The 13,066-nt window shown below is 69.4% G+C and carries 8 protein-coding genes; 4 read left to right on the forward strand and 4 right to left on the reverse strand.

Going from position 1 to position 13,066, the window contains the following annotated elements:
* Positions 1 to 3: 3 nt before the first annotated feature.
* Positions 4 to 1,344: a diguanylate cyclase domain-containing protein gene (locus tag CRP45_RS32460; RefSeq protein WP_245910665.1), complete on the reverse strand. Its 1,341-nt coding sequence runs from the start codon at positions 1,342 to 1,344 to the stop codon at positions 4 to 6.
* A 262-nt stretch (positions 1,345 to 1,606) separates the two neighbouring features.
* Here CRP45_RS32460 and CRP45_RS32465 point away from each other — a divergent pair, with 262 nt between their 5' ends.
* A complete protein-coding gene (locus CRP45_RS32465) occupies positions 1,607 to 2,755 on the forward strand; it encodes a beta-ketoacyl synthase N-terminal-like domain-containing protein (RefSeq protein ID WP_097248428.1) in 1,149 nt (382 codons plus the stop codon).
* Between the two features lie 105 nt (positions 2,756 to 2,860).
* Here CRP45_RS32465 and CRP45_RS32470 read toward each other — a convergent pair whose 3' ends face one another.
* Complete coding sequence (locus CRP45_RS32470) at positions 2,861 to 4,600, reverse strand: sensor histidine kinase (RefSeq protein WP_097248429.1); 1,740 nt, start codon at positions 4,598 to 4,600, stop codon at positions 2,861 to 2,863.
* 138 nt (positions 4,601 to 4,738) lie between these two features.
* Here CRP45_RS32470 and CRP45_RS32475 point away from each other — a divergent pair, with 138 nt between their 5' ends.
* Positions 4,739 to 5,530 (forward strand): sigma 54 modulation/S30EA ribosomal C-terminal domain-containing protein, encoded by a 792-nt coding sequence (locus CRP45_RS32475; protein WP_067793149.1) that lies wholly within the window; start codon positions 4,739 to 4,741, stop codon positions 5,528 to 5,530.
* A 52-nt stretch (positions 5,531 to 5,582) separates the two neighbouring features.
* On the opposite strand, the gene CRP45_RS32480 is transcribed toward CRP45_RS32475, so the two are convergent.
* On the reverse strand, positions 5,583 to 6,215 hold the full coding sequence (locus tag CRP45_RS32480; RefSeq protein WP_067793147.1) for a response regulator: 633 nt from the start codon (positions 6,213 to 6,215) through the stop codon (positions 5,583 to 5,585).
* Positions 6,216 to 6,444: 229 nt separating this feature from the next.
* Between CRP45_RS32480 and CRP45_RS32485 the strand changes: the two genes are divergently transcribed.
* The gene (locus CRP45_RS32485) at positions 6,445 to 8,529 is read left to right on the forward strand and encodes an amylo-alpha-1,6-glucosidase (RefSeq protein ID WP_097248430.1); all 2,085 of its coding nucleotides are present in this window, start codon (positions 6,445 to 6,447) and stop codon (positions 8,527 to 8,529) included.
* A 118-nt stretch (positions 8,530 to 8,647) separates the two neighbouring features.
* Positions 8,648 to 11,698 carry an excinuclease ABC subunit UvrA gene (gene uvrA, locus CRP45_RS32490; RefSeq protein WP_097248431.1) on the forward strand — a complete coding sequence of 1,017 codons (3,051 nt, stop codon included), beginning with the start codon at positions 8,648 to 8,650 and terminating at the stop codon, positions 11,696 to 11,698.
* A gap of 626 nt (positions 11,699 to 12,324) precedes the next feature.
* Here uvrA and CRP45_RS32495 read toward each other — a convergent pair.
* The gene (locus tag CRP45_RS32495) at positions 12,325 to 13,044 is read right to left on the reverse strand and encodes an alpha/beta fold hydrolase (RefSeq protein ID WP_067793141.1); all 720 of its coding nucleotides are present in this window, start codon (positions 13,042 to 13,044) and stop codon (positions 12,325 to 12,327) included.
* Between the last annotated feature and the right edge of the window lie 22 nt (positions 13,045 to 13,066).

Below are 13,066 nucleotides of genomic sequence, written 5' to 3' on the forward strand. Positions count from 1 at the left end.
CTTTCAGGACGCGTGCGTGTTGTTGGTGCGGCCCTTGGCGACACTTCTGTCGCGCTGGCCTGGCGGCTTGGCCTGGTACATGGCGACATCGGCGTCGTGCAACACGGCCTCGGGAGTCCGGCGGTCGCCGGGAACGAGTTCGGTGACGCCGACCGAGGCGTCGACCGCGATGCGGTGCCCGCGCGCGATGATCGGCTCGGACATGGTGGAGCGCAACCGGTTCACGAGCACGTCCAGGTCGACTCGCCGGGCGCGGCCGGAGAGCAGCACGAGGAACTCGTCGCCGCCGAGCCGCCCGACCAGGTCGTCGGCGCGCAGCGCGCGTTGCAGCCGCTGCGCGACGATCTGCAGCACGGTGTCGCCGATGGCGTGGCCCAGGGTGTCGTTGATCGCCTTGAATCCGTCGAGGTCGATGAACAGCACCGTCGAGTAGGGCAGGTCCTCACTGGTGGCGAGCGCGTTCGCCAGCTGGGAGAGGATCAGCGAGCGGTTGGCGAGGCCGGTCAGCGCGTCGTGCGTCGCCTGGTACTCCAATTGCCGTCGGCTGGCGCGGAATTCGGTGATGTCTGCGAAGGAGGAGACCGCGGGGGAGTCCGGGTCGCCGGGGTTGAGCAGCCTGCTGCTGCCCGAGAGCCAGCGCCGCTGCCCGTCCCTGCGGTCGACGCCGAAGATGTAGCCGGTGATGGTCTCGCCGGTGGCAAGGGTGCGCGCCATCGGATGCCTGCTCGGCGGCAGCGGCTGGGCGTTGGCGTCGAGCAGCACCATCGGCAGTTCGTCGATGGTGCGTCCGACGATGTCGCCGTGGCGCTCGTCGCCGCCGAAGATGCGGTGCGCCGCGGGGTTCGCCGACTCGATGCGTCCGCCGCGATCGATGACGACCACGCCCTCCTCCAGCTGGGAGACCACGGTGGTGAAGTGCTGTTCGGCGCGGCGCTGGGCGTCCTCGGCGGCGCGCTGCGCGGTCAGATCGTGGATGACCACCTGATAGGCGAAGTGATCGTGCCAGGGCGTGAGCACCGACACCGTCTCGACCGGCACCGTCTCGCCGTCGGTGCGCAGCAACAGCATCTCGGTCGGCACCGAGGCCGTGCCCTTGCTGGTGAGCAGTTCGATGCGTTCGCGCATGGCCGGGATCGAGTCGGGGTGGACGAAACGGGTGAGCGGCTGGCCGACGACCTCGTCGGCGCTGCGCGCGGCGAGCAGCCGGACGGTGGCCTGGTTGACGTAGACGATGACGCCGTTCTCGTGCACGCAGATACCGTCCGGCGTGTGCTCGATCAGCGATCGGTAGCGCTGCGCCAGCTGTTCGGCGTCGACGACGCCGCCCGTCGTCTCCTCACCCACTCGCAAACCCCCGATCGTCGACCGACCTATGGCCATTGGAACATGGGATTATTCTGGTGTCGACGCGCACGAGTTCAGAGCGTCGACGCACTTGCTTCGATCACGGTTCGGGCACTTCATCGGGCTCCTACCGGTGATCATGACAGACTCCGGTTCCTTGGGAACAGGGCGGACCGAGGGTTGGGCCGGCCCGGGGATCCGGTGAAGGAGCGTTGCCATGCCGGGCGCCAAGCCGGAGCACAGAGTTCGGTACCGGGATCATATGTCCATCGCCGGGGTCGGCGCGGTGACCGGATACGGGTGGGGGCGGGAGTCGCTGTGGCAGGGACTGCTCAGCGGTAAATCCGCGGCACAGCTGCAACCCGGGTACGGGCCGGGCCGCGACGAGCACGCCTGGGTCACGCTGGTTCCCGACGGCGGCGACCAGGCGGTGAGCACCAGCCGCTACGGCCGCGCCATGCACGAATCCGCCCGCGAGGCGATCGCCGACGCACGCGAACGCGGCTGGCGGCCGGGGCGCACGGTGGGCCTGCTGCACGCGATCGTGCTCGGCGACGTGGTGAACTGGCGCGACTTCTATCAGATCGACGAGGGTCATCGCCGCTCCCGCGACTACCTGCGGCTGCTGCCGTCCACCCCGATCTCGGTGCTGATGCAGGAGTTCGGTTTCCACGGTCCCTCGATGAACGTGTCGGCGGCGTGCAGTTCGGCCAACGTCGCGCTGATCACGGCGAAACTCTGGCTCGACAACGGCATCGCCGACGACGTGCTGTGCGTGGCAACCGACATGTCCGCGACACCGGACATGGTGGAGCATTTCGTCCGCCTCGGCGCCGCGATCACCGACGCCGAACCGCTCGAGGCGTGCCGCCCGTTCCAGGAGGGCAGCCGCGGCTTCGGCTTCGCCGAGGCGTCCGTGGCGTTCGTGCTGACCCGCGAGGTCGAGCGACCCTACGCGGCGGTGCTCGGCGGCGGCATGACCAACGACGGCTACCACGTGGTGTCGGTCGAGCCGGAGCACGCGCAGATCCTCGACTGCGCCCACCGCGCGCTGGCCCAGGCGGGCGTGGCGGCGGGGGATATCGCGTACGTGAACGCGCACGGCACCGGGACGCGGCAGTGCGAACTGGCCGAGCGTGATCTGGTCGCGCGGGTCTTCGGGGATCGCCCGCACGTGTACGGGCTCAAACCGCTCACCGGGCACAGTCAGGGCGCAGCGGCGGGGGTGGAGGTGGCCGTGGCGGCCATGGCCTACGAGCGCGGGGTGTTGCCCGCGCCGCCGATCGTTGCACCGGCGCATCCGCGGCTGCTGGACGGACCGACGCCGTTCGAGGGCGGTCTCACGCTGAAGTCGTCGCTCGGTATGGGCGGGCACAACTCGATGCTGGTGCTCGGGCCGCCGGGTATCTGAGGTCGCGGTGCGCGGGTCGCCGGGATGCGCACCGGTCTGCACCGAGCCGGTCGGTGCTTGCGTAAAGCCTTGGGATGCGGACGCTCGGCTGATCGCTGTCCGGCATCACTCCGCGGGCAGCGGCACCGACCAATATAGTCGCGTCCCCGGCAGACCCGACCCGTCACCGGACTTGCCCACCGGACCCACCGTGAAGCTGCCGTCGGACTTCTCGGCCCGCTGCTCCAGATTCCGCAGCCCGCTGCGGATGACGTGATTCGGTACGCCCCAACCGTTGTCGGTGACCACGATCGTCAGATCGTCGGCCACGCTGATCTCCACCGCGATGGTGTCGGCGCCCGAGTGCCGCACCGCGTTGCTCACCGCCTCGCGCACCACCGCCTCCGCGTGGTCGGCGAGTTCGGCCTCCAGCACGGAGAGCGGACCGGTCACCTGGACGGTGGCCTCGAGCGTGGTCTCGGCCGTCTGCTGGCGTACCGCGCGCTCGATGCGCTGCTGCAATCCCGCGCTGTGCCCGTCGCCGCCGTGCAGATCGAAGATCGAGGTGCGGATCTCCTGGACGACCTCCTGCAACTCGTCGATCGAGGTCGACAACCGCTGGCGCACTTCGGGAATCACCGCCTTCGGCAGCGACGCCTGCAAGGTGAGACCGATCGCGAACAGCCGCTGGATCACGTGATCGTGCAGGTCGCGGGCGATGCGGTCGCGGTCGGCGAGGATGTCGAGCTCGCGCATCCGCCGCTGCGTGTCGGCCAGCTGCATGGCAAGCGCGGCCTGGTCGGTGAACGCGGCGGTGAGTTCGACGAGTTCGTCGGCGTAGGGCGCGGATCCGGCGGGGCGCACCGCGACGAGCACACCGAGCGTGGCGTCCGGCGTACACAGCGGCAGGATCAGCGCGGGTCCCACATCGGCCAGCGGCACACCGAGGTCGATGCGGGCCGCGTCGTCGAAGCGCAGCGGCGTGCGCCGGGTGAACGCCTCGCCGAGCGCGGTGCCCTCGGTCGACGCGAGCCACCCCTCGTGCCCGGTGCCGGGTCCCGACCACTGGGTGAGCACGAGTTCGCCGATCTCGCCCGGTGTTCCGTGCTCGTCGAGTCCGGCGAGGAAGCAGCGGTCCGAACCGGTCAGCGTGCGCGCGTGGTCCACCACGTGCGCGAGGACGCGCTCGGATTCGGTGCCCGCGAGGAATTCGGTGGCGATGTCGCGGGTGGCCTCGATCCAGGCCTGCCTGGTGCGGGCCGATTCGTAGAGGCGCGCGTTGTCCACGGCGATGCCCGCCGCGGCGGCCAGCGCCTGCACCAGCACGTCGTCGTCCTCGGTGAAGGGTTGTCCGCCCGCCTTTTCGGTGAGGTAGAGGCTGCCGAACACCTCGTCGCGGATGCGCACCGGCACGCCGAGGAAGGTGTGCATGGGCGGGTGCCCCGGTGGGAAGCCCACGGACTCCACATGTTCGGTGAGGTCGTCCAGCCGCAGCGGTTTCGGGCGATTGAACACCACGCCGAGCACGCCGTGTCCGGCGGGCAGCCTGCCGATGCGCTGCCGGACCGCCTCGTCCATGCCCTCGTCGATGAATTGCACGACCTGCCTGTCGTGCCCGCGCACCGCGAGCGCGCCGTATCGGGCGTCGACCAGGCTGGTCGCGGTGCGGACGATGGCGCGCAGCGTGTCGTCCAAATCCAGGCCGGAGGTGACGGTGAGCATCGCCTCGACGAGACCGTCCATCCGGTCGCGCGAGTCGATGATCAGCTCGACGCGCTCCTTCACCTCGCTGAGCAATTCGCGCAGGCGCAGTTGCGAGAGCGTGTCGCGTACCGAGTACAGGCCGTTACCGCTGTGTTCGGTCATGTCGGTTCCTGTTCGGGAGGGCGCTTGAACAGCGCTTCAGCCAGTGTAATTCGCGGATCGGGGACTTTCGGCCCTGTTCGCGGCGACGTTGCAGAGGTGGGATAGCGGCACTGGGTGAATTGAGAGTAGAGGTGTCCTATGAATTCGTTGCAATCGTTGTACTCCTCGGAACATTGGTCCAGCGCCGCGGATCCGGAGCTCGCGGTGACCACCCGCGGCGCCGTACCGCCCGCCGACGTGACGCGTGCCGTGCGCGCCATCGGGCGGGTGCTGCGCCGCCACCACTTGGACGTGCCCGCGCGCGTGCGCGTCACCGCCCCACCGGATATGGACGAACCCACGGTGGTGCAGGCCAACGTGCGGCTGCACGACACACCGACCCGGGTGCAGGTCACCGGGCCGCGCGGGTTCGCGGTGACCTTCGCCGTGGAGCGGCTGGACCGTCAGCTCAGCAGGCTGGTCGCCAATCAGTCTCGGGCGTGGCCGGATCCGGCGCGGCCGCCGCTGGCCAAGGTCACCGAGCAGCGGCCGATCATCCGCCGCAAGAACTGCGCGCTGCTCACCGGAACGCCCGCCGAGGCGACCGCGGTGATGGACGCGATGGACTACGACGCGTACCTGTTCACCGATGCCGAGACCGGCGAGGACGCCATCGTGCACTGGTCGGATTCGTTCGGCGTGCGGCTCGTCCGCCAGTGGACCACGATCACCCCGCTCGAGCGGATCCGGCCGCTGAGCGCGAATTCCCTACCGTTGACGGTGCATTCGGAGCCGAGCCCGTTGCTCAGCGAGTCCGAGGCGGCGACCAGGTTGTGCGGCGCGGGCCTGCCGTTCCTGTTCTTCACCGACGTGGAGACCCGCCGCGGCCACCTGCTCTACCGTCGCTACGACGGGGACCTGACGATCGTCGCCCCCGCCGAAAACGACTGAATCGCAGCATCGTCCGCGGGAGCAGTGTCGCTCCTCGGACACGCGAACCCGCTCACCCCTCGCGCAGGCGGGAGGCCAGCACCGCGGCTTGCGTGCGTCGCTCCATGCCTAGCTTGGCGAGCAACCGAGACACGTAGTTCTTGACCGTCTTCTCGGCGAGGAACATCCGCGCCGCGATCTGCCGGTTCGTCAAACCCTCGCCGAGCAACGCGAGCAGCTTGCGTTCCTGCTCGGTCAGTCCGGCCAGCGGTCCGTCGGCCTCGACGCTGTCGCGCAGCCGCGCCTTGAGCGCTGTCGCCGCCCGGTTGTCCAGCAGCGAGCGGCCCGCGCCGACCGCCTTGATGGCCTCGGCAAGCTCCATGCCCTTGATGTTCTTGACCACGTAACCCGAAGCGCCGGCGAGGATCGCGTCCAGCATGGCGTGCTCGTCGGTGTAGGAGGTGAGGATCAGGCAGCGCAGACCGTCGATTTCGGCGAGCAGGTCGCGGCACAGTTCGATGCCGTTGCCGTCGGGCAGTCGCACGTCGAGCACCGCGACATCGGGCTCGGCAACGCGAATGCCCGCCATGGCCTGCGCGACATCGCCCGCCTCGCCGATCACCGCGAGTTCTGGGTCGCTCTCCAGCAGATCGGTCAGCCCGCGCCGGACGATCTCGTGATCGTCGACCAGGAACACCTTGATCACCGCGGCCCCTCCTTACATGGATCCCGCCGCGGGACCGACCCTCGGAATCCCGTCCCAGCGAACATCTGGCGAACGGAACGGGTCGAATTGCCCTGGGCGTATTGATGTTCCGAGTATGCTGGATTTCTGGACCGCACGCGTGGAAGTTGTCGAACCATGGCCGATTCAGCGACACCGCGGAACGCCCCGAGCGCTCCGGCCGATCCCCGGCGCAAGGACGGGTGACGTCATGGACCCGTGGGGCAGCGGACCCGCGCAACACGGGACGGCGGGCGCGGTCACGCTCGTCGAGGGATCCACGTTCTGCCTCAGCGATTCCGGTGGCGGCATCGAGCCGCGCCGGGCGCAGGGCCTGTTCGTCCGCGACACCAGGGTGCTCTCCCGCTGGCGACTCACCGTGGACGACCAAGCGCCGCAACCGTTGAGCGTGCAGTACGCCGATCCCTACAGCGCCACGCTGCTCGCGCGCACCACGCCACCGCCGGGCCGCGCCGACAGCACCGCGCTGGTGATCGTCGGACGGCACGTCGGCGACGGCATGCGCGAGGACCTCACCGTGCGCAACCTCTCCGGCGAACCCATCGACTGCGCGATCGCGCTCGAGGTGGACGCCGATTTCGCGGATCTGTTCGAGGTCAAGGAAGGTCGCGTCGGCGCGGGCCCCGAGACCGAACACCGAGTGGACGACGGCAGCCTCGAGATCGCGGCGCCCGCGCTCGGTGTCGCGATGGCGGTGCGGGCCGCGGACGCGACGTTCGACGGCCGGTGCCTGCGCTGGTCGGTCCGGCTGCCCGCGCGCGGGTCCTTCACGACGTGCGTCCAGTATCACCCGCTGCTCGGCTCGGCCGAGGTCACGCCGCGGCACATGTGCGGCAGCTCGATCGCGCACAGCGCGCCGGCCCGGCGGCTGCGCGCCTGGTACGAGAACTCGCCGCGGGTGCGGACCGGCGACCCGACATTGGCCGCCGTGCTGCGCCGCGCCGTCGCCGATCTCGGCGCACTGCGCATCTTCGATCCGGCGTGCCCCGAGCGCGCGGTGGTCGCGGCGGGCGCGCCGTGGTTCATGGCGCTGTTCGGGCGGGACTCGCTGCTCACCTCGTGGATGGTGCTTCCGGTGGACACCAGGCTGGCCATCGGCACCTTGCAGAGCCTGGCCGGGCTGCAGGGCGTCCGCGAGCACGGCGCCACCGAGGAGCAACCCGGCCGCATCCCGCACGAGATCCGCTTCGGCAGGGCCGCGACGAAACTGCTCGGCGGCGACACGGTGTACTACGGAACTGTCGACGCCACACCGCTTTTCGTCATGGTGCTCGGCGAGCTGCACCGCTGGGGACTCGACGCCGCCACCCGCGACGAACTGCTGCCGCACGCCGACCGCGCCATCGAGTGGATCCAGCGCTACGGCGACGCCGACGGCGACGGGTTCGTCGAATACCGGCGGAAAACCGACCACGGCCTGGAGAACCAGGGTTGGAAGGACTCCTGGGACGGCATCAACTTCGCCGACGGCACGCTGCCCGAACCGCCCATCGCGCTCGCCGAGGTGCAGGGCTACGTCTACGCGGCGTACCTGGCGCGGGCCGAGCTGGCCGCCGACCTCGGCGACCGGGACACCGCCGACCGGCTGCGCGCCGCGGCCGCCCGGCTCAAGGCCGAGTTCAACGCGAAGTTCTGGCTGCCCGAGCGCGGCTGGTACGCCGTCGGGCTGGACAGGGACAAACGGCCGATCGACGCGCTGACCTCGAACATCGGCCACTGCCTGTGGACCGGTATCGTGGACGAGGACAAGGCGGCGCTGGTCGCGGACCGGTTGCTCGCCCCCGACATGTTCACCGGCTGGGGCATCCGAACCCTGTCCAGCGACATGGGCGCCTACAACCCCGTCAGTTACCACAACGGTTCCGTGTGGCCGCACGACAACGCGGTCTGCGCGGCCGGGCTGATGCGCTACGGACTCACCGAGCACGCGAGCAGGGTGATCGACGCGGTGCTGGACGCCTCGGTCCGGTTCGGCTACCGGCTGCCCGAGCTGTTCTGCGGTTTCGACCGCGCGGAGTTCGACGCGCCGGTGCCGTACCCGACCTCGTGTTCGCCACAGGCCTGGGCCGCGGCCGCGCCGCTGCTGTTCCTGCGCAGCCTGGTCCGGCTGGAGCCGGGCGCGGGCGCGGCGGAGGTGGCGCCCGCCGTCCCCGAGCGGTACCTGCCGCTGCGGATCAGCGGGCTCCGGGTCGGCTCGGAGGTGTTGACCGTCACGGTGGACGCGCACGGATGGCAGGTCATCGGGCGGTCGGAGGGCACGCGACGGGCCGGTTGACGGGCGTCGTCCGGGCAGCCCGCGGTCGCTCGGACGAAAACTTGTCGGTGCCCCGGCCTAGAGTGGCCAACGGGGGTATGTCTGCACGTCAACACACGATCGAGAAGGGACACACCTGGTGGCGGAACACCTCACCGTGCGCGGAGCCCGGGAGCACAACCTGAAGGGGGTCGACCTCGATCTGCCCCGCGACAGCCTGATCGTGTTCACCGGACTGTCCGGCTCCGGCAAGTCAAGCCTCGCCTTCGACACCATCTTCGCCGAGGGCCAGCGCCGGTACGTGGAATCGCTGTCGGCCTACGCCAGGCAGTTCCTCGGGCAGATGGACAAGCCCGACGTCGACTTCATCGAGGGTCTCTCGCCCGCGGTGTCCATCGATCAGAAGTCGACCAACCGCAACCCGCGCTCCACCGTGGGCACCATCACCGAGGTCTACGACTACCTGCGTCTGCTCTACGCGCGCGCGGGCACCCCGCACTGCCCGGTCTGCGGCGAGCTGATCGCCAAGCAGACCCCGCAGCAGATCGTCGACCAGGTGCTTGCCATGGAGGAGGGCACCAAGTTCCAGGTGCTCGCGCCGGTGGTGCGGACCCGCAAGGGCGAGTTCGTCGACCTGTTCGACCAGCTCAACTCCCAGGGCTACTCCCGAGTGCGGGTCGACGGCGTGGTGTATCCGCTGACCGATCCGCCGAAGCTGAAGAAGCAGGAGAAGCACGACGTCGAGGTCGTCGTGGACCGGCTCACCGTCAAGCCGACCTCCAAGCAGCGGCTGACCGATTCCATCGAGACCGCGCTTCGCCTTGCCGACGGCATCGTGGTGCTGGACTTCGTCGACCGCGACGAGCACGCCCACGACCGGGAGCGCCGCTTCTCCGAGCGCCTCGCCTGCCCCAACGGTCACCCGCTCGACATCGAGGATCTCGAGCCGAGATCGTTCTCGTTCAACTCGCCCTACGGCGCCTGCCCCGACTGCACCGGCCTCGGCATCCGCAAGGAGGTCGATCCGGACCTGGTGGTCCCCGATCCCGAGCTCAGCCTCGCCCAGGGCGCCATCGCGCCGTGGTCGCGCGGGCAGACCGCGGAGTACTTCACCCGACTGCTGTCCGGACTGGCCGAAGCCATCGGCTTCTCCATGGACACCCCGTGGCGGGAGCTGCCGGTCAAGGCGCGCAAAGCCGTGCTGGAGGGCAGCGCCGACCAGGTGCACGTCTCCTACACCAACCGCTACGGACGCAAGCGCTCCTACTACGCCGACTTCGAGGGCGTCATGCCGTTCCTCCAGCGGCGCATGGAGAACACCGACTCCGAGCAGATGAAGGAGCACTACGAGGGGTACATGCGCGATATCCCGTGCCCCGTCTGCAACGGCGCTCGCCTGCGACCGGAGATCCTCGCCGTCACCATCGCGGGCGGCGCGGAACGCAAGTCCATCGCCGAGGTCAGCGACCTGTCGATCGGCGACTGCTCGAAGTTCCTCAACTCGCTGACTCTGGGGGAGCGCGAGGCCGCGATCGCCGGGCAGGTGCTCAAGGAGGTCCAGGCGCGCCTCGGCTTCCTGCTCGACGTCGGCCTGGAGTACCTGACGCTGTCCCGCGCCGCCGCGACCCTGTCCGGCGGTGAGGCGCAGCGCATCCGGCTGGCCACCCAGATCGGTTCGGGCCTGGTCGGCGTGCTGTACGTGCTGGACGAGCCGTCCATCGGTCTGCACCAGCGCGACAACCGGCGACTCATCGAAACCCTCACGCGGCTCAAGAATCTCGGCAACACGCTGATCGTCGTCGAGCACGACGAGGACACCATCCGTGCCTCGGACTGGGTCGTCGACATCGGTCCGCTGGCGGGCGAGCACGGCGGCCGGGTGGTGCACAGCGGCCCGTACCAGGAGCTGCTCACCGACCCGAATTCGCTGACCGGCGCGTACCTTTCGGGCCGCGAACGCATCGAGGTGCCGATGGTGCGCCGCCCGGTGGACAAGAAGCGCAAGCTCACCGTGGTCGGCGCCACCGAGCACAACCTGAAGGGCATCGACGTCTCCTTCCCGCTCGGCGTGCTCACCGCGGTGACCGGCGTCTCGGGCTCGGGCAAGTCGACGCTGGTCAACGACATCCTGGCCACCGTGCTGGCGAACAAACTCAACGGCGCCCGCCAGGTGCCGGGCAGGCACACCAGGGTCAACGGCCTGGATCACCTGGACAAGCTGGTGCAGGTCGATCAGTCGCCGATCGGCCGGACACCGCGGTCGAACCCGGCCACCTACACCGGCGTGTTCGACAAGATCAGGACGCTGTTCGCGGCGACCACCGAGGCGAAGGTGCGCGGTTACCAGCCTGGCCGGTTCTCGTTCAACGTCAAGGGCGGCCGCTGCGAGGCGTGCTCGGGCGACGGCACGCTGAAGATCGAGATGAACTTCCTGCCGGACGTGTACGTGCCGTGCGAGGTCTGCCACGGCGCGCGCTACAACCGGGAAACCCTCGAGGTGCACTACAAGGGCAAGACCATCGCCGAGGTGCTGGACATGTCCATCGAGGAGGCCGCCGAGTTCTTCGAACCGGTCACCTCGATCCACCGCTACCTCAAGACGCTTGTCGACGTCGGCCTCGGCTACGTGCGTCTCGGCCAGAGCGCGCCGACGCTGTCCGGCGGCGAGGCGCAGCGCGTGAAGCTGGCGGCGGAGTTGCAGAAGCGTTCCACCGGCCGCACGGTCTACATCCTCGACGAGCCGACCACCGGTCTGCACTTCGAGGACATCCGCAAGCTGCTCGCCGTCATCAACGGTCTTGTCGACAAGGGCAACACCGTCATCGTCATCGAGCACAACCTGGACGTCATCAAGACCTCCGACTGGGTGGTCGACATGGGTCCCGAGGGCGGCTCCGGCGGCGGCACCGTGGTGGCCGAGGGCGTCCCCGAAGACGTCGCGGCCGTGCCGAACAGCTACACCGGCCAGTTCCTGAAGGAGGTGCTCGCCCAGCCCGCCGCGACGGCTCCGGTGAAGCGGGCCCCGGCGAAGAAGATCGCGAAGAAGGCTGCGGCCAAGGCGGTTCCGGCGGAGCCGACGGCGGCCAAGCCTGCGAAGAAGGCTCCGGCAGAGAAGGCGGCGGCCAAGAAGGCGCCCTCGGAGACGGCGGCGGCGAAGCGGTTGGCTCGAAAGGCCGCTGCGCTGCGTTGATGCGAGAGCCGAGCTGATTGGAGAGCCGATTCGCAGAGCTCCGCTGACCAGCAACAGATCGAGTGGCCGCGTCCCGAGGACGCGGCCACTCGTCGTTTCGGTGGGCGGGTCGACGGCGGACGGTTCTGTCCCGTGAGTCGAAGGCCCCACCCCAGGCGGGCCACCGGGTGGGGGCGGCGCTCGGATCGATCCGGTTGAGTGCCTCGCGCAGTGGCCTCCCGAAAACGCGGCAAAAAGTGAAACAGACGTGTGTAAGATCGGCTCACCGTGTCCGGGCGCGTCCGGGACAGTAACGGTGAGTGCACCGATCCGTGGCGCATATGCGCCCGAAAAGCGGTGGGAGAGAAAGGAACACGCCCATGGAAGGCGTCGACATCGCCGCGCTCGTCGCGCAGATCCTCACGTTTCTGAGCAGTGGATCGTCCATCAACTACAACCCGGGCGCCTGAGCGCGCCGCACAGCGAAAGGAAGTCCCATGGACAGCGGAAGCGCCGGTCTCACCAGCCTTTTCCAGGCCCTCGCCAATATGATCGCCACCGGATCGTCGATCTCGGTCACCCCGGGGCAGTGAGCGCGCCGGGCGGGGCCGGTCGTGTCGGCCCGCCCCGTCTCGGCCGTGCCGCCCTCAGTTCTTCGCCGACTCCGACGCGGCCTCGGCGATGATCTGCGCCAGTTCCATCGGCTTCGACCACATCGGCCAGTGCCCGGTCGGCAGGTCGATCAGCGTCGCGTCGAACCTGGCGATCTCGCTGAACACCGGCGCCTCGCCGCTCGTACTCAGCTGCCGCACCAGCTCCGCGGTGATGCTGGTGCACACCACCGTCGTCGGCACCGCGAGGCGCGCGGGCGAATCGCTCAGCCGCAGTGGCGCGCCCGCGATACTCGCCGGTTCCGACACCGCGCGCTCCCGGAAGCGGGCCAGTTGCGCCTTGTCCAGCCCGACGAGGCTGTCACCCTCTTCCGCCAACTGCTCCCAGCTCGGCAGCGGGTACTCGCGCGCCGCGCCGAGCGAATCGTTGAGCACGAACCCGTCCGGCACCGGCGCGCAGTCGACGTACACCGCGTGCTGGAAGCGCTCCGGCGCGACATCGGTGGCCAGATAGCCCGGCGCGGCGGCGCCCGAATGCGATACCAGCACAGCGGATTCCGCGGGGTCGATGGCCGCGAGGATGGCTCCCGCCTGCTCCTCGATAGTGGCGGCGAGCCGGTCCTCGTCGTCGGGATCGAGTCCGGGCAGCGTCAGCGCCCGCACGTCGAAACCGCGCCCGCGCAAGTCCTCGGCCACCTCGTCCCACGCCCACGCGCCGAGCCAGAATCCGGGAACGAGCAAGATCGGTGTCGACATACTGCCAGCATGCCGCATGAAC

The sequence above is a fragment of the Nocardia amikacinitolerans genome, from assembly GCF_900215415.1.
In the GTDB taxonomy this organism is placed as follows: domain Bacteria; phylum Actinomycetota; class Actinomycetes; order Mycobacteriales; family Mycobacteriaceae; genus Nocardia; species Nocardia amikacinitolerans.

Bases quoted from the DNA above. Each gene is read 5' to 3' on its own strand.
- CRP45_RS32465 (WP_097248428.1), top strand. From the start codon at position 1,607: ATGTCCATCGCCGGGGTCGGCGCGGTGACCGGATACGGGTGGGGGCGG.
- CRP45_RS32470 (WP_097248429.1), bottom strand. From the start codon at position 4,600: ATGACCGAACACAGCGGTAACGGCCTGTACTCGGTACGCGACACGCTC.
- CRP45_RS32475 (WP_067793149.1), top strand. From the start codon at position 4,739: ATGAATTCGTTGCAATCGTTGTACTCCTCGGAACATTGGTCCAGCGCC.
- CRP45_RS32485 (WP_097248430.1), top strand. From the start codon at position 6,445: ATGGACCCGTGGGGCAGCGGACCCGCGCAACACGGGACGGCGGGCGCG.
- CRP45_RS32495 (WP_067793141.1), bottom strand. From the start codon at position 13,044: ATGTCGACACCGATCTTGCTCGTTCCCGGATTCTGGCTCGGCGCGTGG.